Origin of the sequence: Sinomonas sp. P47F7 (assembly GCF_049332655.1) — a bacterium.
In the GTDB taxonomy this organism is placed as follows: Bacteria; Actinomycetota; Actinomycetes; order Actinomycetales; family Micrococcaceae; genus Sinomonas.
Genome location: NZ_CP186327.1, coordinates 942,280 through 965,661 on the forward strand (window position 1 = coordinate 942,280; position 23,382 = coordinate 965,661).

A 23,382-nucleotide genomic window follows, 5' to 3' on the forward strand; every position below is an offset into this window, starting at 1 on the left:
CTCGGGCCCATTGGCGTGCGCGGGGCGCCGGGTTGACGCCAGAACACTGCGCCTCGGCCAGTCCACGCCGTCAGTCGCGAGCGGGGCGCAGTCGACCGTGGACGTGGTCCGTTCGGACGTGGACGCGCGTGACTGGCGAGCCGTCCCGGTGTCGGCGCGATAGCCGCGGCAGCCAAGCGTTGCGGGCTGGACTACGGCATGCGCACCACTTCAACACCAGAGCGACTAACGAGGTGACGGAGGCCGAGGTAGGGAAGGTCGCGGGAATCGCCACGGTCTTCTATTCCAATGGCGAGGCAGTTGACGTTGGAGCTGGAATTCCGGTGGGCCGCGGCCGACCACCGTCAGCTCGCGCTGAGGCGCGTCGAGGCTCTGTTGGGGCGAATTGCGGGCATCGACGATTCGCTCAGGTCGATGGCTGACGAGATCCACGTGAAGGGCCTCGGGAACACGCATCCCAGGAGGCCCCGCGCCGACCAGTCCCCGAAGTCCATGAACTAGTCCGGCTCGTCGAAGAATTCAACGGCATTGCGAACCGAGCAGATCCGAAGGGTCGGAAAAGCATCTGGCCCGCCGCCGATCGAGAGCGGCCTCTGGTAAGAGGCCGACGATCTGCGACGGGCCAGAAAAGGGCGCCCATCGTGCAGGAGGCGGTTCCGCCGCCTGGTTCAGCTCAGCCGGCTCACGACCGCCTGGACGAGCGGCCAGACTTTTGCCACCGAGGTGTGGTTCACGGTCTCCTTGGGGGAGTGGAGATCATGGAGCTCGGTGCCGATCGAGATGATGTCGAGCCCGGGGATCTTCCGGCTGAACATGCCCAGTTCCAGGCTGCACTGAGAAACATGGACATCGGGCTCTGACCCCATGACGTCCCTGAACGCCGCCTGGGCGGTCCCCAGGATCCGGGAGCCCGGGTGGTACGGGAACTCGGGGGCATCGAGGCCGTACTGCTCGACGACCACACCCCCGCCGGCCAGCGCGGCGAGCGAACGCACCCGATCGAAGATCTCGTGCTTGCGCGATGTCACGGCCGCCGTGATGGTGGACATGAGCCGGGCGCCGTCTGACGTGGTGCGCACTGTGCCCAGGTTGTTCGAGCTCTCGACGATGCCTGGCACGGCAAGGCTCCAGCTCAGGACGCCGTTGGGGATCAACGCCGTCAGCCGCGCGAAACGCGCTCCCGCCTCGGCCGAGAAGGCGCGCTCAGGCCTTTCGGCTGGCTCGAGCCTGAGCCTGACGTCAGGATCGGCAAGTCGATACTCGTCGGCCAGGGTCCGCTCGAGCTCGGCGACGGCTTTTTCCACATCCCCGACGTCTTCCGGCCGAAGGAGCAGAACAGCCTGGGCATCTGCGGGGATCGCGTTATTCTGCGCGCCACCGTGGGGATCGCTGATCCTGACATCGTGCTGCGAGAGCAGGCCGTTGAGGATCCTTGCGAGGACGAGGACGGCGTTGGCGCGTTCGAGGTGGATGTCGAACTCGCAGTGCCCGCCGGCAAGCCCACGGACCTTGAGAAGGCGGGCTTCGGTGTGGGTGCCCGGCACTGACTCCCATTCTGCGGGGAGGTCGACAGTGAAGGTCACGTCCCCACTGCAGCCCGCGAGGATCTCCTTGTCGGTGATCCAGTTGAAGTCGATCATGCGCTTGCCCGACAGCCTCGACGTGTCGAATTGGGCGGCTCCGACCTTTCCCTTCTCCTCCATGGCCGTCAGTACTGCTTCGAGCGGCGGATGCGGAAGGTCCTGCGAATCCAGGAGCGCGAGGATGTAGGAGACGCCGATGCCATTGTCGGCGCCGAGCGAAGTCCCGTTCGCGGTCACGAAGTCCCCTTGGACGAGGAGTTCGATCGGATCGCTCACGAAGTCGTGTGTGACCCCGTCATCCTTCTCGCACACCATGTCCAGGTGGCCGTGCAGAATCAGCGGAGGCGCGTCTTCCAGGCCGTGTTGCCCGGGCTTCTTGACCAGAACGCAGTGCATTCCGTCCTGGCTCGCCTCCAAGCCGCGGTCGCGCGCGAAATTCACCACCCAATCGGCGACTTCCTTCTCATTGCCGGAGCCACGGGGAATGCCTGACAGGGTCTCGAAGAACGAGAACACCTCTTGGGGCTGGAGGGATTTGAGTGAGGACACGGGAATTCCTTTCTTTTATTTGACCGCGCCGGCCCGGTTCCGGTTCATCGTCAGCGCCACGACGATGATGATGACGAGGCCGTAGACGAGGCTCTGGGCCTGCGGCGTGATGCCTACTGCGGCCGCGCCGATCGGGACAAGGCCGACTGTCAGTGCGCCGAAGACGATGTTGATCGGGTTGGTGACGCCTCCCGTGATCGCTGTCCCGCCCACGATGGCCGCGGCGATGCCGGGCAGCAGCAGGTCGCTTCCGAGCCCGAACGACGACGCTGCTCCGCCTTGGGCGATCACGAGGACGCCGGCTATACCGGACAGGAGCCCCGACAGGGCGAAGGCGGCAACCTTCAGCCACCGCGTCCTCAGCCCGGAGAAGAGGGCGCCGGACTCGTTCAGGCCGACGGCGGTCATTCCCTGCCCGGTTCGGGTGAACCGGAGCAGTGCCCAGAGGGCCGCGGCGACGACCACGCCGAGCCAGAAGGCCTCTGGAAGGTCGGCCAGGGCAGTTCCATACAGGGAATCGAGCAATTCGGTGTTCCCGGTCGCGTAGACGGTCGTCGCATTGCTCACGACGAGCGAGGCGGCCTGCAGGATGCCCAGTGTGCCAAGGGTGAGCGCGAAGGACGGCACCTGGCCGAAGGCGATCAGGAAGCCGTTCACTGCGCCGATGAGCGTCATGAGGGCAACGCAGAGGAGTGGGGCCACGGCCCCGAACGGCCCGAGCGTCTGGGCGAGGATGATCGCCGAAAAGACGACGACCGCCGCGTTGGACAGATCGATGGACCCGACGTGGAGGACCATGGCCTGCCCGAGCGCGACCAGGAGGATCGGCGCAGCCTGCACGGCGAGGATGCTGAGGCCGCCGCCGCCGATGAACGTGGGCGTCAGGACCGCGACGAGGATGAACAGTGCCGCGAAGACGGCGAACGGGCCTGCCGACTGCCACAGCTCCGCCGGGCGGAGGCGCATGGCCCTGCCTCTGACCGAGGTCGCGTCGGATGACGGCGTGTTGTCCAGAACGGCTTTCTTGGGCATGTCGAGGGTGGCTTTCTTTGACATGTTGGTCACACCATCTTTTCGAGCAGGTCGAGGGATGTCGGAGAGTCGACGGCGAGGTCGAACCGCGCCGTGATCTCGCCGTCGCGCATCACGAGGATGTGGTCGCCCATCTCGAGCGCCTCTTCGAGGGTGTCTGGAAGGAGGACGACGGCGGTGCCGGCTTCCTGAGCGGCCCGGATCTGCTCGTTCACGGTCTGCGAGGCACCCGGGTCCAGCCCGCGCAAGGGGTGGTCGAGGATCAGGACCTTGAGATTGTCAGAGGTGAGCCACTTGGCGAGGACGACCTTCTGCTGGTTGCCTCCCGAGAACCTGCCCAGGTGCAGCATGGGGTCGCGAGGACGGACGTCCAGCCTGTCGAACCATTTCGCGGCAGCCTTGGCGCGAGCGCGGCGCTTGAGGAAAGGCCCCCAAGCCGACTTGCCTGGGTGCACGAGCGTCAGGTTCTCGGCCCCGCTCAGGCCTCCGATCATCCCCTCCACCTTTCGCTCGGAGGGGATGTACGCGAGGCCGGATTGCACAGCCTTTCTCATGGACCACGAACTCACCGGGCGTCCGCCGACCTCGACCGAGCCCGAATCGAAGGGCTCGGCTCCGAATATGGCGCGGCAGAGCGATTCGCGGCCCGAACCGATCGCACCGACGATCGCGACGCAGCGCCCCGGGGCGACCGAGAACGAGACCTCTTTGAAGCTGCCCTTCCGCTGGAGCCCAGTCACTTCGAGTGCGCGCTCGCCGGCCTGCCCTGAACCTCGGCCGGCTGGGCGGCTCTGCGGACGGGACTCATGTCCGATCATGAGCTTGAAGAGCTCATCCTCCGTCACGGACTCCCTCCGGCGGTCTGCGACGACCTGCCCGTGCCTCATGACGATCACCCGGTCACAGATCCTGAGGACCTCGTCGAGGCGGTGGGAGACGAAGAGAACCGAGCCGATCTTCTTCAGGTTGCGGATTTCCCTCTCGAGGACCGCGGTCTCGTTGCGCTCGAGGACCGACGTGGGCTCGTCGAGGATCACGAGGGGCGTCGCGTGAACGGCTTCGTCGACCCGGAGGGCCCTTGCGATCTCCACCATCTGACGGTCCACGAAGGAGAGGTCGCCGACGATCGTCCGGGGGTCGATCGCGGAACCGATCCGGGCAAGCACTTGGGAGGCTTCTTGATTGAGGCGGCTCCAATGGTATATGCCGTATTTCGTGGCGGTGTCCTTCGACGAAATGGCATTCATCGCGATGTTCTCTGCCACCGAGAGGTTCGTCAGGAGCGACTGCTCCTGGTGCACGACGCCGATGCCGGCCGCGACCGCGTCCTGCGGCCTGCGGAACTTCAACGGGCGCCCTCCGGCTTCGATGACCCCGGAGTCCGGCTGGTAGAGGCCAGTGAGGATCTTCAGGAGCGTCGACTTGCCGGCGCCGTTCTCGCCGATGAGGCCGACGACCTCGTGGCGCGGGATCTCGAGCGAGATGTTCTTGACGGCCTGTATCGGGCCGAAGGACTTCGAGATGTTGGTGAGCCTGAGCGCTGGGCTTTCGAGCCCAACGGACGGGGCCAGGTCTGCGTTCGTCATTTCACGATCCTCAATCTGCTGCGGTGGGGCCAAGAAGCGGCGAGGACCGCCACGATCAGGACGGCTCCCGAGACCGCGGACTGGATATTGGGGCTGACTCCGCTGAGGATGAGCCCGTTGTTCAGGACGGTGAGGAGCATGACGCCGATCGCAGTCCGGAGGACGCCGCCCTTGCCGCCGCCGAGGGAAGTGCCGCCGATGACGACCGCGGCGATCGTGACGAAGAGGTTCCCCGTTCCGACTGTCGCGGAGCCAGCGCCGAGCTGGAGGCTCGCGAGGATGCCCGCGGCCGCGCTGCAGGCTCCGGCGGCGACGAAGACGTAGATCTTGTACCTGGCGACGGGGATGCCGTTGCCGCCTGCGATCTCCTCGCTGTCGCCGATCGCATAGGCAAAGCGGCCCAGACGCGTGAACCTGGTGACGCCGATGCCCGCGAGGACGAGGATGGCCGCCAGGAGGAAGGAGTTCGGCAGGCCCAAGGTGAGGCTGGTCGGCCAGGACTTGAGGCTTGAGTCGGCGAGGAACGGGATCGAGGACTGTCCGAAAAGGACCGTCGCGATACCGAGTCCGACGAACCACATGCCGAGCGTGACGATGAAGGAGGGCACCTTGAGACGGGTGTGGATGAGGCCGTTCGCAAGGCCGATGCCCATGCCTACCGCCAATGCGACCGGGATGGCCCAGAATCCCAGATCGGCACCACCGCGGCTGTTGGCCGACAGGAGGACGAAGGTCATCCCTGCAGTTCCCATGATGCCCTCGACCGAGAGGTCGATCGATCCGGTCAGGATCACGAGCGTAGACCCGACGCCGATGAGGAGGGGCAGGGCGGCGTGATCCAGAACGGTCTGGGCGTTCTGCGGTGTGAGGAAGGAGCCGGGGTTGAGCACAGCGAACACCAGGATCAGCACGAGGAGGGCCGCCGCCTCTCCGAGGCTCTTGGGCTCGAATCGGCGATGGCGTCGGGCTGCCGGGCGCTTTTCCATGGGCTTGGGCTCGAGGAGGACCATCCCACGTTCCTTGTCTGTCATTGGTATCACCTGTCTGGTTCCTTAAGGCGGCGGCTGCTGCGTCGGAGTCCGACGGCGGCAGCCGCCGCCTTCCGCGAACTGCGGTTACGGAAGCTTCTCGGGCCCACCGCCGACCAGCGGGACGGGCTGGGTGTCCCAGGGCCCGTTCTTGAGCAGGTCGTCGATCCAGCCATCGATGTTGTTGTCGTACTTCGTGAAGTCGGTCAGGTTCTGCGGGGTGACGCAGCTGATCTTGAAGAGGCTGTCGCGCTTCTCATGCGGCAGCTCCGAGGGCTTGATGGCCCCGGTCGCCGCCTGGTACGCGGTGTACAGGCCGATTGCCGCCGCCATGAAGCCGCGGTGGAACGTCTCGCCGGCAATGGCGTCGTTCCCCAGGTGCTTCTGCATGTCGTCGATGATCGGCGGGTAGAGCCCGTCCGACGTGAACTTGACGTCGTTGATGCGCCCGGCATTCTGCATGGCCTGGATCGCGCCGATCGTCATCCCGTCGTCCGCCGCCCAGACGCCGTTGATCTGGTTGCCGTACTTCGCGAGCAGGTTCTGCGTCACCTGAAGGCCCTGCTGCGGATCCCAGTTCGCCGGCTGCGTGTCGAGCAGGTGGACGTTCGGATAGGCCTTGAGACCCTCCTTGAGGCCGGCCACGCGGGTCTGGCTCGTGGTGCTGTCCTGCACGCCTGCGAGGGCAATGACGTTGCCCTTGCCGCCGATGCTGTCCGCGAGGGCCTTGGCGGTGCACTCACCGCTCTCGACGCCGGAGTGCTTCTGGAAGGCGACGAAGTTGTCCCCGACGTTCCACGGCTCGTAGTTGTCCGGCTTGTTCCACCAGATGGTCACGTAGCCCCCGGCGGCCTTGACCGCGTTCACGATCGGCGGCGCGTCCGAGCTCGCGACCGTGTTGACCATCAGCGCGACCTTCTTGCCCTGGGCGAGGATCGCCTGGATCTTGGAGATCTCGGTCTGCGAGCTTCCCTCGGAGTCGACGATCTGGAGCGGGACGTCGAGCTTCTTCGACAGAGCCTGTGCGCCCTGGATCATCGAGGCCATGTAGGGGTTGGTCGTGTTGATCACCGAGGCGACAAGGACGATGTCCTTCTTGTCAAGCGTCTTCTGGGCGGCGGCCGTCGTCGACGTGCACGCCGTCATGGCCAGCAGCGCAGCGGCTGCAACGGCCGCTGCCGCACGCCGTCGGACAGTGTTGCTGAGGGGCATCAGATACTCCTTCGTGAAAGATGGCCCGGGAGGCAGCCGCAGGCTAGCGGTGCTGAATATTCATTCGCAGGCTGCATTTGGATTCTCCGAGTGTGGTCTACGTCACCAGAGCCTGTCAAGAGACCGTGAGCGGCGGCTTGAGGATGACGCAAGAAGCGCGCGTCTGGCCGTGCTCCGGAACTGCCCTCGCAGCCTGAAGGAGGAGCCTGCCTGGCAGGCTCCTCCTTCAGGCGGTGCAGCGGTCAGCGGAAGGTGCGGAAGAAGGTCCGCACGTCGTCGACGTACGTGTCCGGCACTTCGAGCGGAGCGAAATGCCCGCCCTCGTCATGCACCCTGTATTGCTGCAGATTGAAGTACTTCTCGGTCCAGGTCCGCGGCGGCTTGTAGATCTCCCCCGGATAGATGCCCACTGCGGTGGGGGCGCCCACGACGGGGAAGCGATCGTGGCTCGGCCTCCACGGATTCCCCCGGCACTCCCAGTAGTAGCGGGACGAGGTCCCGCCCGTGTTGGTCAGGAAGTAGACCGCGGCGGTCGTCACAAGGTCCTCCTTGGGCCACACGCGCTCGAAGGCCTCGGTGCCCTCGCCGCGCTCCTCGAGGCCCCAGAAGTAGCGCTTCTCGGTGATCCAGGCCAGCTGTCCGGCGGGCGAGTCTGCCACGAGGGCGGCGAGCGTCTGTGGCTTCGTCAGCTGGATCTCGCCGTATCCGCTCTCCTTCTGGACGAAGAGCTTGCCGCGCTCGAACCAGCCCTTCTCCTCGGCGTCGCTGTACTCGCTTGCGTCGGGAAGGCCGAGGAACGGGTCGAACTTCACTCCAGGAGGGGCATCGGGGTGGTCGGCCAAGTAGTGGCTCATCTGGGCGGGGAAGTGCGTGTAGACGCCGAAGACGTCCTGCTCGTACCTGTGCCCGTGCTGCTGCGCCACCAACGCACCCCAGTCGCCACCGGCCGTCGCATACTTCTCGTAGCCGAGGACTTCCTTCATGAGGGCATTCTCTAGGTCGGCGGTCCTCCACCAGTTCCAGCCGGGTTCGCTCAGCGGTGAGGAGAATCCGTAGCCGGGCAGGGAGATGAGCACGACGTCGAAGGCGTCCGCCGGGTCTCCGCCGTAGCTGGCCGGGTCCGAGAGCGGGCCGATCACCTTGCGCAGGTCCCAGAAGGTCCAGGGCCAGCCGTGGTGGATGAGCAGGGGCATGGGGTTCGGCCCCTTCCCCTCGACGTGGATGAAGTGGAGCGGGACACCCATGAGGTTCGTCTTGAAATGCGGCAGTTCGTTCATGCGCCGCTCGACGTCCCGCCAGTCGTACTCCTCGATCCAGTAGTCGACGAGCTGCCTGTGATACGCGCTGTTGTACCCATATCGCCAGTCGTCGTTCGCGAAGTCCACGGGATAGCGAGTTCGGCGAAGCCGCTCGTTCATGTCCGCGAGGTCTTCTTCGGGAATTGAAATGGTGAACGGGTGGACCTCCCGGTCGCCCTGTGCCGCCATGCCCAGCCTCCGTAAAGTGGGGTGTATTAAATATGCGGGGTTAAAGTAACCATTCACAGGATGAAACCGAGATTGAGGCGTGTCAAGGTTCCACAGCTCGCGAGACGGCAATCGGAACGCGGCGAAGGCCACGATGTGCCTCGCCCGCTGCCGCAGACGTGGGCACATGTGCCTCAGGGCGTTGTTGTGGCGGCGGGGGCTGCGGGCGCGGGCTTGGTGGGCGGAGGAGGGCCTTCGAGAAGGAATCTCGCCGTGGCCGCGTCCGTGACGAGGGTGTCGATCCAGCCGCCGGCAGCGGCGGCCCGGATCGCTCGGTGCTTGCGTTCGCCGCCGGCCACAGCCCATCGATGCCGGGCGTTCCTGAGCTGTTCGAGGGTGATGCCTACTACGAGGTCCTCGAGCTCGGAGGCGATCGGATTTCCGTCGGCGTCGAGGAAGTGCAGGCAGACCTCACCGACGGCACCCTGCTCGCGCACTCGCTCGTATTGCTCGTCTGTGAAGAAGTTCTCCCCTGAACGCAGCTCCGGATCCATCTCGGATGGTGCGATGCCGACGAGGGCGAGGTCGACCGAGTCCAGCAGCTCGAGAGCGCCCCGCGCATAGGGATCCCGGCTGAGGAGGAGCTCCTTGATCTCGGGGCTGGGCACGACGCCGGGGGTTCGGAGAAAGACCGGCTCGCCGCCGGTAAGGCCGGCGAACTGCTGCGTCGAGCGGGCGGCGTCGTGCTGCAGCCGGGGAGGCCCGAGATCGCCGAGCGTCTCCACGACCCGCTCGCAGCGCGTGCGCAGCGGCAGCAGTGCATCGACCATGAGCCTGAGCGTCTTGCTCCAGGAGGTGAACGCCACGGTGCGGACTTCGAAGGCGAGGTCGTAGAGGAGCGAGGCCATCGCATGGGCGAGATCCTTGCTCAGCTCCGTCTCGTCGTGGCTGACGGCATCGACAACGTGAACCTCGCTGAGCCCGTACCGGGCTTCGACCTGGTCTTCGAGCTCGGCATGGATGTGCTGGGGGACGGCCACCACCGTGCGGACGATCGAGGCCTCTTCGGCCTGAGCGAGCAGTCTGGAAACCCTCGACTGGGAGATCTGCAGGCGCTTGGCGATGTCCGTCTGACGCATGCCATGCGTGTGATAGAGCCGTGCAACCTTGATCATCAGACGCTGGGCGTCGACATCCGCCATCAGTATCAGCTCCTTTGCCGCCCGTGGGGCGTATGAGGGAAAATTCTAGGCCTTTGCCAAGGCCGCGAGGTGAAGGGTGCCGGGAACCTCTTGACATCGGATGCGGGGGCCCGGAGACTCGTAAAGGTCTATCGAAATGTCCATGCACTAAACAAATATTTATTCTAGTGCATGTTCCAGCAGGAGGGAAGCCGCAATGGAGGAGCTGACCGCCCCCTTCGACCTGATCGTCGTGGGAGCAGGCATCAATGGGCTTGGGATCGCGCGGGACGCAGCGATCCGAGGACTGCGAGTCATCCTGCTGGAACAGGATGATATCTGCAGCGGCGTCTCGGCCTGGTCCGGTCGTCTGGTCCACGGTGGACTTCGCTATCTCGAGCATCGCGATTTCGCCCTCGTCCGCGAATCGCTCCGCGAACGCGAACGCCTCTTCCGTCTCGCCCCTCACCTCGTGAAGCCGCTCCGTCTGATCATGCCGATGTACGAGCATAGCCGCCGTCCGGCCTGGCTCATCAAGCTTGGGATGTTCGTCTACGACGCGCTGTCCTTCGACAAGAAGACCCAGGGCCACGAGGTCCTGGGCCGCGACGCGCTCCTGCGCCGATTCCCCGGGATTGCGCCTTCGGGCCTTCGCGGCGCCGTTGTCTTCACGGACGGCCAGGTCGAGTATGCGGAGCGGCTCTGCGTCGAGGTCGCCGTGGCCGCTGCGGGGGCTGGCGCGGTGATCCGGACCAAGGCCCGGGTCGAAGAACCCATCTTGAGCGGGGGAAGGGTCGTTGGCGTCCGCTTTCAGGACATGCTTTCCGGCACGACGCACGACGTCCGAGCGCCAATTGTCCTTAACGTGGCCGGCCCGTGGATCGACAGGGTGTTCCTCCGGGGGGTGCCTCCGCAGCCCCGCCTCAATGGCGGCACGAAGGGCAGCCACCTCGTGGTGGATCCCTTCCCTGGGGCGCCGAATGACGTCGTGTACTACGAATCCAAGAAGGACGGCCGGCTCGTTCTAGTCATTCCGTGGATGGGCCGGTATCTCATCGGGACCACCGACCTCCGGTTCGAGGAGGATCCGGGCGAGGCGCGGTGCGATGCCGATGAGATGGCCTATCTTCTCGGCGAGGTCAACGAGCTGATTCCCGAGGCGCATCTGACCCAGGACGATGTGCTGTTCACCTACTCGGGCGTCCGGCCACTGCCCTACGCGCCCGACGTCGAAGAGTGGCAGGTGCCGCGCAGCCATGTGCTCCACGACCACGCGCCCGACTTGCCGGGCCTCATCACGGTCGTGGGCGGGAAGCTGACAACCTACCGCCAGCTTGCCGAGGACGCGGTCGACGACGCCTTTAAGCGCCTCGGCCGGCAGAGCCCCAAGTGCGTCACCTCGAGGCTTCCTCTCCCCGGGGCCGCCGGCTCCGCGGAGGAGGCGCGGATCTACCTCCTCGGCGAGGGCCTGTCGGAGCAGACGGTAGCACGCCTCCTCGACCTCTACGGCAGCAGGGCTCTCGATGTCTTCGCGGAGTCGGGCGGCGACGAGGAGCTCGCGGAGGTTCTCCATCCCGCGACGGGGGCGATAGGGGCAGAACTGGTCTTCGCCATGCGCCACGAGTTCGCCAAGACCCTCACCGACGTGCTCGCCCGACGCATGCTCCTGGCGTTCGAGCCCGACCATGGCACCGCCGTCGCCCAACGCGCGGCAGCGATCCTGGGCAAGCGCCACGGATGGGATGAGGAACGGCAGGCTTCCGAAGTCGCCGGCTACTTCGAGTGGCTCACGCGGCTCGCGGTCCCCGGTCAGGCAGAATCGGGGAAGGCCGACTCCCTCAAGGGCACGCGTCGATGAGCGCCCGATATGTCATGGCACTGGACGAAGGATCCACGAGTGCCCGAGCCGTGCTGGTTGACCTCGAAGGGGAGATTGTCGCCGAGGCGCGGAACCCCGTCACACCGCTGTTCCCGAAGCCCCGCTGGGTGGAGCTGGACCCGATGGCCCTGTGGCAGGCTCAGCGCCTCAGCATGGACGCCGTCATGGCGAAGGCGGGCGCGTCGTCCGATGACATCGCGGCGATCGGCATCACCACGCACCGCGAGACGTGCCTCATCTGGGACCGCAGGACGGGTGAGCCGGTGCATCCCGCCCTCATGTGGATGTCCAAGCAGACGGACGCCATCGTGGAGAGCTGGCGCCTCGACGGACTCGATGACGAGTTCAGGAAGAGGACCGGCCTGTTCAACGACTCGTTCTTCACTGCGGCCAAGCTCGCGTGGATCCTCGAGAACGTGCCTGGAGTGCGGGAGCGCGCAGAGCGCGGGGAGCTTGCCGCCGGCACGGTCGACACGTGGCTCCTCTGGCAGCTGACCGGCGGACGCTCGCATTTCACCGACCACAGTGAAGCATCCAGGACGGCCCTCTTCTCGCTCGAGACTCTGGATTGGGACGAGAAGCTCACCGAGGCCTGCACGATCCCGCAGCGCCTCCTGCCTCCGGCCCTTCCTTCGGACTCGCGCTTCGGCGAGATGCGTCCGGCAGAAGTAGGCCTTCCAGGAAACACGAGCGTTCCGGTGATGGCGATCATGGGGGACCAGCAGGCGGGCATGTTCGGCCAGGCCTGCTTCGAGCCCGGCTCGGTCAAGAACACCTACGGAACCGCCGGCGTCCTGACGGCGAACAGCGGTCAGCAACCGGCCATTCTCGACGGCCTGACCGCAAGCGTGGGCTGGACCGCGGCGGGGTCCACGGCATACGAGATCGAGGGCGTGGTGTTCCACTGCGGCCAGACCCTGCAGTGGATGCGCGAGCGCCTCGGGGTCCTCCAGCCCGACGAGGACGCGGAGACAGTCGCACGACGGGTGCCGGATTCGGGCGGCGTCTATATTGTTCCCGCCTTCGCGGGCCTCTGCGCGCCGCACTGGTCACGGGACGCGAAAGCGAGCATCGTGGGGCTCACTCTCGAGACTGGCTCCGAGCACGTGGTGCGGGCGGGCGTCGAGGCGATGGCCTATCAGACGCGGGACAACATCGACGTTCTCACTGCCGCGGGCATTCCGGTCCCAGAGCTCAAGGTCGACGGCGGCGCGGCCCGCAGCGATCTGCTGTGCCAGTTCCAGGCGGACATCCTCGGCATCCCGGTGCAACGCCCGACCGAGCTCGAGCGAACCGCCCTCGGCATCGCCCATATCGCGGGAATGGGCGTCGGACTATGGAAGCAGGAGGACCTGTCCACAGGATGGCAGGGGGACAGGGTCTTCGAACCCACCATGACGGAGGGGAGGAGGGAAGAGCTGTACTCGGGCTGGTGCGAGGCTGTGAGGACGGTGACCGGCCGTCACTCGGAGGACATTCCCCTCAGGGGAGGGCAGGCATGACGCAGGCGGCCTTCGGAGCCGGCCCCATGGCCGTGGTCCGAGACCCCCGTCCAAGGTCCGGCAGCGCGGACATGGAGCTCGTCTGGGGAAAGCTGGCTTCCCTCGCGGCCGGCGGCCCCGGAGAGCTCAATCTCGCACGGCCCGAGGCGACCGCCGCGTTCAGCCGGCGTGACTCGAGACTCAAAGGGTACACGCGCGCCGAGGCATGGATGGACTCCCAGGGATTCTCCTCGATCATCCGTCCTGTCGGAGGCCATCTGGCGGCCTACGGCCCGGGAGACCTCGTGGTCCACCTGTGGGCGCCGCACCTCGGCGCCCGCGCGCACATCCGCGAGCGATTCGGGCTTTTCGGAGACGCTCTCGCGCGGGCCCTGCGCGCCGTCGGGATCGACGCGAGGGTCGGTCCCGTGCCCGGCGAGTACTGCGCGGGGGAGTTCAGCGTCAACGACTCCGGTCGAGCAAAGCTCGCCGGCACCGGGCAGCGGATCACCAAGCATGGCTATCTGTTCAGCGCGGTGGTGATGGTCGAAGAGGCTGGACGCGCTCGTAGCGCGCTGGCCGGCGCGTACAAGATGCTCGACCTTGACTTCAATCCCGAGACCGTTGGCTGCGTTGCCGAATCTGCGCCTGGGACCGCACTCGACGACGTCCGGGAGGCCCTAGTCGGAGAGCTGTACCGCACCATTCCGCTCGGGGCGGGCTCCCCAGCCCCGCCCGTATTCTCGCAGCCACTTCGAGAGGCCCTCGCAGCGCCGATCGGAACGTCAGGAGGATCTCGTGTCCAGTGACCACCCCATGCGCCCTGCCGTCGACGCCATCCGGCGCCGCCCCCGGGCTCAGGCGCTCATCATCGGAGGCGGGATCAACGGCGTCGGCACGTTCCGCGACCTTGCACTGCAGGGGGCGGATGTCGTCTTGGTCGAGCGGGGTGACTTCTGCCAGGGAGCTTCGGGAGCCTCGTCGCACATGATCCACGGCGGCATCCGGTATCTGGAGAACGGGGAGTTCCGGCTCGTGCGCGAGTCCGTCGTCGAGCGCAACCGGCTCCTGCGCATCGCCCCGCACTATGTCAAGCCCCTCCAGACGACGATCCCGGTTTTCAGCACCTTCTCGGGACTGTTGAACGCGCCCCTGCGCTTCCTCACGCACCGCTCTGGCAAGCCGCAGGAACGGGGTGCGCTGCTCATCAAGGTCGGGCTCGCGCTCTACGATGCATTCTCCCGTCAGGGAGGGACTGTCCCGCGGCACCGGTTCGTGGGACGCAAGCGTTCCTTCGCGGAGCTTCCGAGCCTGCGCCACGATGTGAAGTACACCGCCACCTACTTCGACGCCTCGGTGCACAACCCGGAACGGCTCACTCTCGACGTCTTGCGCGACGGGCTCCAGGCCGGGGGATCGAATGCGCGTGCGGCCAACTACTGCAGCGCCGTGGGGATGGACGACGACGGCGCCGTGCTGCTGCGCGACGAGCTCACCGGGGAGGAATTCGCCGTTCGCGCCGACGTCGTGGTGAACGCGACCGGGGCTTGGGCAGATCGGACCAATGGAGCGCTCGGCGCCTCCACGCATTTCATGGGCGGCACGAAGGGATCCCACATCGTGCTGGATTCCCCGGAGCTGCTCGCCGCGACCGGGGGGCGGGAGCTCTTCTTCGAGCACAGCGACGGGCGCATCGTGCTGATCTACCCGATCGGGGACCGCGTGCTCGTGGGAACGACCGACATCGATGCCGGCGAGGATCTCACGCCCGTCTGCACGGATGAGGAGATCGCGTATTTCTTCGGCCTCATCCGGCACGTCTTCCCCGACGTCTCGGTTGGCGAGGAGCAGATGGTCTACACCTTCGCCGGGGTCAGGCCGCTCCCGCGGCACGACGACACTGCGCCCGGCTTCGTCTCGCGGGACTACCGGATCGAGCGGACGGCGCACCGGGGAAAGCCGGTCCGGCTGAGCCTCGTGGGCGGGAAGTGGACCACCTTCCGCGCGGTCTCCGCGCACCTCGTGGACGAGGTGGTCAAGGAGCTCGGGATGGCGCGCGTCCGCAGCACCGCCGAGCTGGCCATCGGCGGCGGTGCCGGTTTCCCGCAAGGGGAGCGTGCCAGCCAGGCCTGGCTCAAGCGCCTGCTCGGCGGCGGCGTGGACGCCGCGCGGGCGGAGACTCTGTTCGAGCGCTACGGAACGCGCGCCGCCGAAGTCGTCGCCTTCCTGCGCGCTGGCGACGACAGCCTGCTCGAGAGCACGCGCGAGCTGAGCACACGCGAGCTGGCCTACATGGCGGAGCACGAGCACATCGGGCACGTAGTCGATGTGCTCGTCCGCCGGACCTCGCTCGCGTTCCGCGGCCTTGTCACAGCCGAACTCGCACGGGAGATCGCCCAGGTCCTTTCCGCGCACTTGGGCTGGGACCCCGAGCGGACCCGGGAAGAGGCAGAGGACGCCCTCCACATCCTCCAGACGGCCCACCGCATGAGGGCCGAGCCCGAAGGAGCACTCCTGTGACGCTCGCACCCGAGGGGCGCCGAATGCTGCGCATCGAGCAGCGCAATGCCGCGACGCCCGTGGAGCGCAAGCCCGACTGGATCAAGGCAAAGGTCCACATGGGCCCCGAGTTCATCCAGCTCAAGAACCAGGTCAAGAAGGAGGGGCTGCACACGGTCTGCGAGGAGGCCGGCTGCCCCAACATCTTCGAATGCTGGGAGGACAAGGAAGCGACCTTCCTCATCGGCGGCTCCGAGTGCACGCGGCGCTGCGACTTCTGCCAGATCGACACCGGCAAGCCCTCGCCGCTGGACCGCTTCGAGCCCACGAAGGTGGCCCGCTCGGTCCAGTCCATGTCTCTCCGGTACGCGACCGTGACCGGGGTCGCCCGCGACGATCTCGAGGACGAGGGGGCATGGCTCTACGCGGAGACCATCCGCAAGATCCACGAGCTCAACCCGGGCACCGGCGTCGAGATCCTCATCCCGGACTTCTCCGGCAAGCCTGAGCACATCACCGCGATCTGCGAGGCCAAGCCTGAGGTGTTCGCGCACAACGTCGAGACCGTTCCCCGCATTTTCAAGAGCATCCGGCCTGCGTTCCGCTACGGGCGCTCGCTCGATGTCATCACGCAGGGCCGCGACCAGGGCATGGTCACGAAGTCCAACCTCATCCTCGGGATGGGCGAGACCCGTGAGGAAGTCTCCCAGGCTCTGCGCGATCTGCACGAGGCCGGCTGCGACCTCATCACCATCACCCAGTACCTGCGCCCCTCGGAGCGGCATCACCCGGTGGACCGCTGGGTCAAGCCGCAGGAGTTCGTCGAGCTCTCCCAGGAGGCCGAGGAGATCGGCTTCCTCGGCGTGATGAGCGGGCCACTCGTGCGCTCCTCGTACCGCGCCGGCAGGCTCTGGGCGACGGCGATGCGCAAGAAGGGCTGGGAGATCCCGCCGCAGCTCGCGCACATCGAGTCCTCCGGCTCCACGCGCCAGGAAGCCGTGACCCTCCTCGCCGGTCAGAGCAGCCGATCCACCAGCCCAGTCGATCATTCCAGGAGGTAGCCATGACCACCGCCCTCGACAGATATGCGGATATGAAGCCCCGGTGGGACTATCCGGTCGTCATCGAGTCCCACATCAACGGCATCCGCACGAAGGAGATGAACCCGAACACGCCGATCTCCTATGAGGAGATTGCCGAGGACGCGATTCGGTGCTGGGAGGCTGGGGCCGGTGCGATCCACGCGCACAACAGCAGCTTCGACCTGCTCGGCGAGGACGCCTACAAGGACTACATGCGCACGTGGGACAGCGTGCTGGCGAAATACCCGGACATCACGTGGTACCCCACAACGTGCAACAATCTCCGTCTGACCGGCCACGAGCACGGCCTCGAGCATGTCCCATTCCTCTCCTCGGGTGCGAACGTGAAGATCGCCTGCGTCGATACGGGCCTCACACTGTTCGCCACGGACGTCGACGAGGAGGGATACCTTTCCGGCCCCGAGTTCGGCTTCAACTACCGACGCATTGCCAGCCAGATGAAGATGCTGCGGGAACGTGCCATGCCCATGGTCTTCGGCGTCTATGAGCCGGGGCACCTGCGGCACGCGATGCACTACGTGAATCGGGGCCTCTCCACCCCGGGCTCCATGTGGGACTTCTACCTCATCGGAGACTACGGCCTCACCGCCCTCGAGCCCATCGGAACGAACGGCATGAAGCCCAGCCTGGAGAGCCTGTACTACTACCTCTGGATGATCGAGGAAGCCAAGGTCAAACACCCGTGGTACATCTCCATCTGGGGCCAGGGCGCCCTCGACGACACCCACATCCTCCGCAGGGCCATCGAACTAGGCGGCCACATCAAGACAGGCCTCGAGCTCTTCTACGACCCCGACCGAAACCCGACCAACCTCGAACTCCTCCAGCAGGCGCAGGATATAGCACGAGAAGTCGGCCGCCCCATCGCAACCCAGCAAGAGGCCAAAGCCCTCTACAAAATCGCATGACCCTGGCAGGCCATCGTCGCCGCCGTGCCCGTTCCTGACAGGAAGCCAGACCAAATCCCAATTTTGTCACGATCGGCTTGAGGAACTTGCGTTTGACCTTTCGGTGCCCAGGCCACGGCTCGTCGCAGAGGGGCGGCGTCCACTTCGGTGCCTACGGAAGGGGCAGCCCGGATCTGATACCGGCAGGCGGTCGGTTTCCCGAGCGATCCCAATCAGCGAGCAACTGCTGGATCATTTGACTCTGAATTTCCATTCACCATTGCCCAGGAATGAAGCAAGGAAAGGGCAGCTCATGCTTTCTGAGATTGAAGAGGCCCTCGAGGCGCTCCGACAGGGGAAGGCGATCATCGCGGTCGACGATGAAGACCGCGAGAACGAGGGCGACATCATCATGGCCGCCCAGCATGCCACGCCGGAGCGGCTCGCATGGATCATCCGCATCTCGAGCGGCTTCGTCTGCGCTCCGATGCCGAACGAGACCGCGGACTCGCTGGATCTGCCCCTCATGACCGAGGAGAACAAGGACTCCCTGCGGACGGCCTACACCATAACGGTAGATGCCGCCAACCAGACCACCACCGGAATCAGCGCCACCGACCGCTCCCGCACCCTCCGCGTCCTCGCCGATCCCTCCTCCAGCCCGGCGGGCCTGATCCGACCCGGTCATGTCCTTCCGCTGCGGGCGGTGGACGGCGGTGTACGGCAGCGTCGGGGGCACACCGAGGCCGCCGTGGACCTCCTCAAGCTGGCGGGTCTCCGGCCCGTCGGCGTGATCGCCGAGGTCGTTGCGGACGACGGTGAGATGATGCGGCTGCCCGGGCTGCTCGAACTCGGCCAGGAGAAGGGCATGCCCGTGATCAGCATCGCCCAGCTCGTCGAGCACCTGGGAGTCGGGGACTGAGGCCGAGGCGCAGGAGACGGAAAGCCGGGGGCCGCCTGTCATCCGAACTGTTCCCTCGGGGAAGGATTCTGGGTGGCGCCGGAAGTGTCCGGGAGCTGGTCTGGGGTCGGTCTCCCGCCCCGCGGGCAGGGTGCTCCCTCATCCCGGGCTCCCGTTCTCCGGGTCCGTGCCCGCGCCCTCAGCGGCGCGCCGGACGGCCTCGAGGAGGCGGTGGGAGCCGATCTCCCGCAGGACGAACTCACAGTCCACCTGGCCCTGTTCCGGAGCCTCATCGGGGTAGCTGGCAAGGAGGACGCATCCGAGCCCTGGGACCGATTCCCTGGCCTGTCGGCAGACCTCGATCCCGTGGCCGTCGGAGACCGTCGAGTCCAGGACGGCCACGTGGGGCCGGAGCCGCGGGAGGAGCCGGAGCGCTTCCCGAACCGAGGCGCCTTCGCCCACGACCTCCATGCCCTCGTGCTCGAGCAGATGCCTGATCTGGGCCCTGAGTCGCCCATAGCCGATCAGGAGGAACACCCGCAGATGCGTGGCTCCCGTCGCCTCTTCATCTCGGTCCACTTCGCACTCCCTGCCTTCGTGTGGAAATCCCCCAGGTCGAGCGCAGAGCACGAACAGCGCGCCGCACTTATCGTCCTGTCGATCCGGGCTGTGACACCGCCGGGATCGCTTGTTCGATGCTCATGACGGGCAGGTCGACACTCGCGGCCGAGCTCCAACAGCGCGGGCAGGCGCATCATAGCGTCTCCCGCTTCTTCTCGGTCATCAGCGGCAGGTCGAGAGCGTCGGCGACCTCGTTGATCATCGGAGCACAGACAAGACCGCTGGTGCCCCGGATCGTCCACGGCAGCATTTCCGGCGGTGCGGCCTGCTCGGCGGCCGGGATCATGTCTCCCTCGTTCTCACGGCCTTCGTCGTCGACAGCGGTCACGCGCCGTCCCTGCCGGAGGCCCTCTAGGGCCTCGAGCGCGCCGTCAAGATCGGACAGACCGCTCTGCTCCCGCATGGCGCCTCGTCCCTTCGCCTACATGCTCCCCTCCTCGCCCGAGGTGTTTCCCGATAGCCAGGTCGCTCAATCCGGGCGCAAGCGCTTCCCGAATTCCGCCGTCCGGCAGGTCAGGACGGCCCCACGATGGACACCGGATCTCTCTCACGAACGGTGTTTGGGTTTCGGGACCACGCGGGGGGCGTCGCCGGGGTGACGTGCCGGCTATGTTCCGTAGATGAATTCCTCGGCGTGGGCGACGGCCTTCTTGAACGAGTCGTTGCGGAGGGCGATCGCGTGCTCGGTGGCTGTGGTGCCGTTGGCGACGGCCTCGACGAAGCCGGTCAGGCCTGGGGGCCGCAGGACCCAGATGCCTCCGTGCGGGGGGAGGTAGAAGACGGCGAACGAGCGGGCTTCGGGGTCGTCCTCCCAGACGGGGACGACGGCGACCGCGGCGCCGGTGTCGACGTTGATCCATTGGGCGCGAGGCCGGGGCTGGTCCTCTCCATAGACGCTGGGATCCAGGAACGGCGCCGTCCCAGCCCCCCACTTCTCCTCGAACCTCTCATGGAACACCGGGAACAGGGTGTTGTCGTAGCGGCGCCACCCGCCGCTTACAGCGCTCACTTGCTCGTCCTCCTTGCACGGTTCCCCGGTCAGGGGTACCACCAGCGGAACAGGGTCCGCAGGATCTCCGGATCGTCGAAGACGGACCAGGCGCGCCGGAGCGGCGCGACCCGCGAAGGGAAGTCCGCCCACAGCAGGGAAGTCGCCTCGGCCCGGCGCAGCGCCTGGTCGTAGGCCGCCCGCCGGTCGGGGCTGCCCAAAACCGCGTATGCCTCGAGCACCTCGCGCAGCCGCTCCGGATCGGCGCCCTCCCCGGCCTGCCCGTCCGGATGGAGTTCGCGGACAAGGCGGCGGAAGGCCCGGCGGATCTCCTCGTTGGTGGCCGTGCGTTCAACGCCCAGCAGGGTGTAGAAGTCAGCGGAACGCATCGCTGCCTCGCCGGAGTATGGCCTGCTGCCCCGGCCGGACCCGACTGGGCGGCCCGGCCGGGGCAGCGAAGGCTCAGGCGGCGATCTCCTTCTTCTCCTTCTTCGTGGTGACGCTGATCTTGCGCGGCTTCGCCTGCTCGGCGACCGGGATGCGCAGGGTCAGGACCCCGTCGGCATAGTCGGCACTGACCTTCGACGTATCCAGCGCATCGCCCAGGATCAGCTCACGCCCGAACGTGCCCTCCGGCCGCTCGGCGGCGACGGCCTCGGCCTTCTCCGGGCGATGAGAGCGCCGCTGCGCCCGGACTGTCAGGACGTTGCGCTCGACGTCGACATCGATCGTGTCCGGGTCCACCCCCGGAAGGTCGAACTCGACCACGAACTCCCCGTCCTGGCGCCAGGCCTCCATCGGCATCGTCGTGGGCCGGGTCGTCGTACCGAAGACCTGCTCGGTCAGGCGGTCGAGGTCGCGGAAGGGATCGGTTCGCATCAGCATCACTGCCACCTCCAATGGCTCGATGGTTCGGATCACAATTAGTGTTTCGTGATCGGCATATGATCTGCCTCTCAAGACACAGATATAATAGATCAGCACGGGTAGGTCAAGGCAAGAGGAATCAGGTGGTGGCATGGCCCGCAGGCGCGACTCATCCGACGGCGTCTACGCGATCTCGGTGGCCGCCGAGCTCTCCGGCCTGGGCCTGTCCAGCCTGCGCCTGTACGAACGCAAGGGCCTGCTTGCCCCGTCCCGCACCGGCGGCGGGACCCGCCGCTACAGCGAGGACGACATGGACCGGCTCGGCCGCATCAGCGAACTCGTCGAAGCCGGGCTGAACGTCGAAGGCATCCGCCTCGTCCTCGCCCTCGAGGACGAGAACGCCAGCCTCCGTGCCCAGCTCGCCGAAGCACGCCCCGCCGCCGGCCGCTGACGGCAGCACGCCGGAACCTCCCTTCCAAGGCGAGCCCGCCCACCGAGAGGGAGCGACGGCCTGGGCTATCCCGGCTATAGCGATGATGGAGAAGGCCTGTTCGGGGACCCGCGATGGCCCGAAGGCCTATCGACGCCGTCGCAGCCGGGAAGCCTCAGGTTGAGCCCTTCCCGTCCAAGGCCGCACTGCCTGCCGGCAAGGCGCGAGTCAAATTCGCCGGGGGCACCGCCCCGGCTCCCGCCGCGGTTCAGCCGGGCAGGGGAAGAAGAGGTAGGTCTCGCCGGCAGGCAGCGCCGCGGACGGTCGTGCCCGGTTGGATCTGCGGCTTCTCCGGTCCAGTGTGGCGGGCGCATCGTCCTGGCCGTCCTACGGGGGCGCCAGGGAATAGACCCATGCGCGGACCGCCTGACATGGCGGGCACCGCACGGATGGCGCGCCGCCGTCCTCGCCGGCTACTGGCAGCTGACCGTCTGGTTGTTGACGACGAGAACACCGTTGGCGTTGACCGTGGCGGTGAACGCGGCGTGCATGGTCAGGGACTTGGAGGGATCCGAGATGCTCACTCCGTTGAAGTTGACCGTGGCATGCTGGACGCTGTTCTGGTTGTTGTCCTCGGAGCCGAACCACAGCTGGATGTGCCCGGCCCAGGTGCTCCACGATCCACCCCACAGGGTCTTCAAGGTGACGCTGCCCTCTTCGGTGGTGGTGAACCAGCTGTCGCCGGCATTGTTCACGGTCAGGTGCGCCACGACGTTGCCGGGGCCGGAGAATGGCGTGGTTCCGGGCCCGTCGCATGTGACAGGGATTGAATCGCTGATCTGGTTCGAGTGCCAAGTCTGGTCGGTCGTGGCGCTTGCCGATGCCGCTGCCCCGGCCGCGATCGCAGCCGCCAGGAGGCCTGCAGCGCCCAGGCCGGCCATTGTTCTTGTGAGCATCTTGTCGCACATCCCTCGTGTTAGAACGACGGGACGCCCTGCACAGCAGCCGATAGGCACCGGCCGAGACCATTGTCCCGAGGTAATTCCATCGAGCGGCCCGGGGACGGCGAGCCGTCCGGGAGCCTCTCCTGAATACCCAGCTGCAGCGAATGTAGGACCGGGCCCCATGCCGCGTCAATGCCTCGACCGACGGATCGGGGACTGCTTCACGATTAGGTGACATCTGATCTGCGTCGATGTGTGTCGGCGCTGGAAGGAAGTGCCCTATGCCGAAGGCGTCCCCAAGGAGTTCTGCGAAGACGTGATCAGGGTCTGCCGCGACTCCGGTGCTCCCGTCGCCCAGGTCGCGAAGGACTTTCGGCGTCTCCGGCCTGCGACGACAGCGTCGACGATCTTCGTGTGGCCCCTGTGCGAGCCTTCACGGCGGCCCGGGAGGTCGATGACGCGGTGCGAATACTTGACCATCATCGGCTCCAGGCTGCCGTATATCGTGGCGAGCAGTCCGTTCTTGGAGGCCTTCGCGATCGTCTGGTGCAGCTTGAAGTCGAGCTTGACGAATTCCTCGTTGGGGAGGTCCGGGTCGGCGCATCTGCTGAGGATGTCCTGGAGCTCTGAGGCGTACCCAGGCGTGATGCGGCGTGCTGCCAGGCCCGCGGCGTCCCTTTCCATCATCCGCCGCACCTCGAACAGTTCGGGGACGGTGAAGCCTTCGAACACCAGGAGGTCGGAGCCCGCCTGGGAGGCGACGGTGTTGCTGACGACGAAGACGCCCACGCCGTGGTTGCTGCTGACCAGGCCGCTGGCTTCGATGCTTCTGATGGCTTCGCGCATGGAGCTGCGGCTCACACCGAATTCCTCTGCGAGCACTCGCTCCGGCGGGAGCTTCTCGCCGACGGCGTAGACGCCCTTGGTGATGAGCTGGGTCAGCTGGGCGGCTACCGAGTCGGAGACCCGGAGCCGCTCCACGCGTTCGATCCTGCTGGCAGTCTCGGCCATCGTTCTTCCTTCCCCTGACGGGTGTGAGTGACTCTTGAATGATGCTGGTCAGGTGGTCCGATCTCCAGCGCATTGGCTGCGTGATTTCTTGACGGGGCCGCCGTCTGCGCCGCTCGGCTCGGCATGCCGCCGAG

General features: G+C 66.5%; 22 protein-coding genes and 1 pseudogene. 9 read left to right on the forward strand and 14 right to left on the reverse strand.

Annotated elements, in window-relative coordinates; translation table 11 throughout:
• Positions 1-288: 288 nt before the first annotated feature.
• The gene (locus tag ACOKR1_RS04595; RefSeq protein ID WP_422935568.1) at positions 289-501 is read left to right on the forward strand and encodes a hypothetical protein; all 213 of its coding nucleotides are present in this window, start codon (positions 289-291) and stop codon (positions 499-501) included.
• 167 nt (positions 502-668) lie between these two features.
• On the opposite strand, the gene pepD is transcribed toward ACOKR1_RS04595, so the two are convergent.
• The 7 genes from pepD to ACOKR1_RS04630 form a co-directional block, all read right to left on the reverse strand.
• Positions 669-2,132: a beta-Ala-His dipeptidase gene (gene pepD / locus ACOKR1_RS04600; protein ID WP_422935569.1), complete on the reverse strand. Its 1,464-nt coding sequence runs from the start codon at positions 2,130-2,132 to the stop codon at positions 669-671.
• A gap of 15 nt (positions 2,133-2,147) precedes the next feature.
• Positions 2,148-3,188, reverse strand: coding sequence for an ABC transporter permease (locus ACOKR1_RS04605; protein WP_422935570.1), 1,041 nt, complete (start codon positions 3,186-3,188; stop codon positions 2,148-2,150).
• Positions 3,189-3,193: 5 nt separating this feature from the next.
• Positions 3,194-4,750, reverse strand: coding sequence for a sugar ABC transporter ATP-binding protein (locus tag ACOKR1_RS04610; protein WP_422935571.1), 1,557 nt, complete (start codon positions 4,748-4,750; stop codon positions 3,194-3,196).
• Positions 4,747-5,781, reverse strand: a complete 1,035-nt coding sequence (locus ACOKR1_RS04615; RefSeq protein WP_415853673.1) for an ABC transporter permease — start codon at positions 5,779-5,781, stop codon at positions 4,747-4,749. Before ACOKR1_RS04615 ends, ACOKR1_RS04610 begins: the two co-directional genes overlap by 4 nt.
• Before the next feature lie 84 nt (positions 5,782-5,865).
• Positions 5,866-6,990: a sugar ABC transporter substrate-binding protein gene (locus tag ACOKR1_RS04620; protein WP_422935572.1), complete on the reverse strand. Its 1,125-nt coding sequence runs from the start codon at positions 6,988-6,990 to the stop codon at positions 5,866-5,868.
• 242 nt (positions 6,991-7,232) lie between these two features.
• Positions 7,233-8,477 (reverse strand): epoxide hydrolase family protein, encoded by a 1,245-nt coding sequence (locus ACOKR1_RS04625; RefSeq protein ID WP_422935573.1) that lies wholly within the window; start codon positions 8,475-8,477, stop codon positions 7,233-7,235.
• Between the two features lie 173 nt (positions 8,478-8,650).
• Complete coding sequence (locus tag ACOKR1_RS04630; protein ID WP_422935574.1) at positions 8,651-9,658, reverse strand: sugar-binding transcriptional regulator; 1,008 nt, start codon at positions 9,656-9,658, stop codon at positions 8,651-8,653.
• 196 nt (positions 9,659-9,854) lie between these two features.
• Between ACOKR1_RS04630 and glpD the strand changes: the two genes are divergently transcribed.
• The 7 genes and pseudogenes from glpD to ribB form a co-directional block, all read left to right on the forward strand.
• On the forward strand, positions 9,855-11,495 hold the full coding sequence (gene glpD, locus ACOKR1_RS04635; RefSeq protein ID WP_422935575.1) for a glycerol-3-phosphate dehydrogenase: 1,641 nt from the start codon (positions 9,855-9,857) through the stop codon (positions 11,493-11,495).
• Positions 11,492-13,018, forward strand: a complete 1,527-nt coding sequence (locus ACOKR1_RS04640) for an FGGY family carbohydrate kinase (RefSeq protein WP_422935576.1) — start codon at positions 11,492-11,494, stop codon at positions 13,016-13,018. The genes glpD and ACOKR1_RS04640 overlap by 4 nt, the downstream gene beginning before the upstream one ends.
• On the forward strand, positions 13,015-13,806 hold the full coding sequence (locus ACOKR1_RS04645) for a lipoyl protein ligase domain-containing protein (protein WP_422935577.1): 792 nt from the start codon (positions 13,015-13,017) through the stop codon (positions 13,804-13,806). The genes ACOKR1_RS04640 and ACOKR1_RS04645 overlap by 4 nt, the downstream gene beginning before the upstream one ends.
• 7 nt (positions 13,807-13,813) lie before the next feature.
• Positions 13,814-15,517 carry a glycerol-3-phosphate dehydrogenase/oxidase gene (locus ACOKR1_RS04650; protein ID WP_422936553.1) on the forward strand — a complete coding sequence of 568 codons (1,704 nt, stop codon included), beginning with the start codon at positions 13,814-13,816 and terminating at the stop codon, positions 15,515-15,517.
• Entirely contained in the window at positions 15,514-16,557 is a 1,044-nt protein-coding gene (gene lipA, locus ACOKR1_RS04655; RefSeq protein ID WP_422935578.1) for a lipoyl synthase, read from the forward strand. The genes ACOKR1_RS04650 and lipA overlap by 4 nt, the downstream gene beginning before the upstream one ends.
• A 2-nt stretch (positions 16,558-16,559) precedes the next feature.
• Positions 16,560-17,507 (forward strand): 3-keto-5-aminohexanoate cleavage protein, encoded by a 948-nt coding sequence (locus ACOKR1_RS04660; RefSeq protein WP_422935579.1) that lies wholly within the window; start codon positions 16,560-16,562, stop codon positions 17,505-17,507.
• Between the two features lie 292 nt (positions 17,508-17,799).
• Positions 17,800-18,393: pseudogene (gene ribB, locus ACOKR1_RS04665) on the forward strand (3,4-dihydroxy-2-butanone-4-phosphate synthase); the annotation flags it as partial.
• Positions 18,394-18,546: 153 nt separating this feature from the next.
• On the opposite strand, the gene ACOKR1_RS04670 reads toward ribB, so the two are convergent.
• The 5 genes from ACOKR1_RS04670 to ACOKR1_RS04690 form a co-directional block, all read right to left on the reverse strand.
• Positions 18,547-18,966, reverse strand: a complete 420-nt coding sequence (locus ACOKR1_RS04670) for a response regulator (RefSeq protein ID WP_422935580.1) — start codon at positions 18,964-18,966, stop codon at positions 18,547-18,549.
• 175 nt (positions 18,967-19,141) lie between these two features.
• Positions 19,142-19,411: a 3,4-dihydroxy-2-butanone-4-phosphate synthase gene (locus tag ACOKR1_RS04675; protein ID WP_422935581.1), complete on the reverse strand. Its 270-nt coding sequence runs from the start codon at positions 19,409-19,411 to the stop codon at positions 19,142-19,144.
• 204 nt (positions 19,412-19,615) lie between these two features.
• A complete protein-coding gene (locus ACOKR1_RS04680; protein ID WP_422935582.1) occupies positions 19,616-20,017 on the reverse strand; it encodes a hypothetical protein in 402 nt (133 codons plus the stop codon).
• 29 nt (positions 20,018-20,046) lie between these two features.
• On the reverse strand, positions 20,047-20,385 hold the full coding sequence (locus ACOKR1_RS04685; RefSeq protein WP_422935583.1) for a DnaJ domain-containing protein: 339 nt from the start codon (positions 20,383-20,385) through the stop codon (positions 20,047-20,049).
• A 73-nt stretch (positions 20,386-20,458) separates the two neighbouring features.
• Positions 20,459-20,881: an Hsp20/alpha crystallin family protein gene (locus tag ACOKR1_RS04690; protein WP_422935584.1), complete on the reverse strand. Its 423-nt coding sequence runs from the start codon at positions 20,879-20,881 to the stop codon at positions 20,459-20,461.
• Positions 20,882-21,014: 133 nt separating this feature from the next.
• Here ACOKR1_RS04690 and ACOKR1_RS04695 point away from each other — a divergent pair, with 133 nt between their 5' ends.
• Positions 21,015-21,314 carry a MerR family transcriptional regulator gene (locus tag ACOKR1_RS04695; protein ID WP_422935585.1) on the forward strand — a complete coding sequence of 100 codons (300 nt, stop codon included), beginning with the start codon at positions 21,015-21,017 and terminating at the stop codon, positions 21,312-21,314.
• A 452-nt stretch (positions 21,315-21,766) separates the two neighbouring features.
• Here the strand turns inward: ACOKR1_RS04695 and ACOKR1_RS04700 are convergent, their stop codons facing one another.
• The gene (locus tag ACOKR1_RS04700; protein ID WP_422935586.1) at positions 21,767-22,249 is read right to left on the reverse strand and encodes a hypothetical protein; all 483 of its coding nucleotides are present in this window, start codon (positions 22,247-22,249) and stop codon (positions 21,767-21,769) included.
• A gap of 267 nt (positions 22,250-22,516) precedes the next feature.
• Positions 22,517-23,248 (reverse strand): FadR/GntR family transcriptional regulator, encoded by a 732-nt coding sequence (locus ACOKR1_RS04705; RefSeq protein ID WP_422935587.1) that lies wholly within the window; start codon positions 23,246-23,248, stop codon positions 22,517-22,519.
• Positions 23,249-23,382: the final 134 nt, after the last annotated feature.

Coding starts and splice junctions, on each gene's coding strand:
- ACOKR1_RS04595 (WP_422935568.1), top strand. CDS start 289: ATGGCGAGGCAGTTGACGTTGGAGCTGGAATTCCGGTGGGCCGCGGCC.
- ACOKR1_RS04605 (WP_422935570.1), bottom strand. CDS start 3,188: ATGTCAAAGAAAGCCACCCTCGACATGCCCAAGAAAGCCGTTCTGGAC.
- ACOKR1_RS04610 (WP_422935571.1), bottom strand. CDS start 4,750: ATGACGAACGCAGACCTGGCCCCGTCCGTTGGGCTCGAAAGCCCAGCG.
- ACOKR1_RS04615 (WP_415853673.1), bottom strand. CDS start 5,781: ATGACAGACAAGGAACGTGGGATGGTCCTCCTCGAGCCCAAGCCCATG.
- ACOKR1_RS04620 (WP_422935572.1), bottom strand. CDS start 6,990: ATGCCCCTCAGCAACACTGTCCGACGGCGTGCGGCAGCGGCCGTTGCA.
- ACOKR1_RS04625 (WP_422935573.1), bottom strand. CDS start 8,477: ATGGCGGCACAGGGCGACCGGGAGGTCCACCCGTTCACCATTTCAATT.
- ACOKR1_RS04630 (WP_422935574.1), bottom strand. CDS start 9,658: ATGGCGGATGTCGACGCCCAGCGTCTGATGATCAAGGTTGCACGGCTC.
- glpD (WP_422935575.1), top strand. CDS start 9,855: ATGGAGGAGCTGACCGCCCCCTTCGACCTGATCGTCGTGGGAGCAGGC.
- ACOKR1_RS04640 (WP_422935576.1), top strand. CDS start 11,492: ATGAGCGCCCGATATGTCATGGCACTGGACGAAGGATCCACGAGTGCC.
- ACOKR1_RS04645 (WP_422935577.1), top strand. CDS start 13,015: ATGACGCAGGCGGCCTTCGGAGCCGGCCCCATGGCCGTGGTCCGAGAC.
- ACOKR1_RS04650 (WP_422936553.1), top strand. CDS start 13,814: ATGCGCCCTGCCGTCGACGCCATCCGGCGCCGCCCCCGGGCTCAGGCG.
- ACOKR1_RS04660 (WP_422935579.1), top strand. CDS start 16,560: ATGACCACCGCCCTCGACAGATATGCGGATATGAAGCCCCGGTGGGAC.
- ACOKR1_RS04675 (WP_422935581.1), bottom strand. CDS start 19,411: ATGCGGGAGCAGAGCGGTCTGTCCGATCTTGACGGCGCGCTCGAGGCC.
- ACOKR1_RS04685 (WP_422935583.1), bottom strand. CDS start 20,385: ATGCGTTCCGCTGACTTCTACACCCTGCTGGGCGTTGAACGCACGGCC.
- ACOKR1_RS04690 (WP_422935584.1), bottom strand. CDS start 20,881: ATGCTGATGCGAACCGATCCCTTCCGCGACCTCGACCGCCTGACCGAG.
- ACOKR1_RS04695 (WP_422935585.1), top strand. CDS start 21,015: ATGGCCCGCAGGCGCGACTCATCCGACGGCGTCTACGCGATCTCGGTG.
- ACOKR1_RS04700 (WP_422935586.1), bottom strand. CDS start 22,249: ATGCTCACAAGAACAATGGCCGGCCTGGGCGCTGCAGGCCTCCTGGCG.
- ACOKR1_RS04705 (WP_422935587.1), bottom strand. CDS start 23,248: ATGGCCGAGACTGCCAGCAGGATCGAACGCGTGGAGCGGCTCCGGGTC.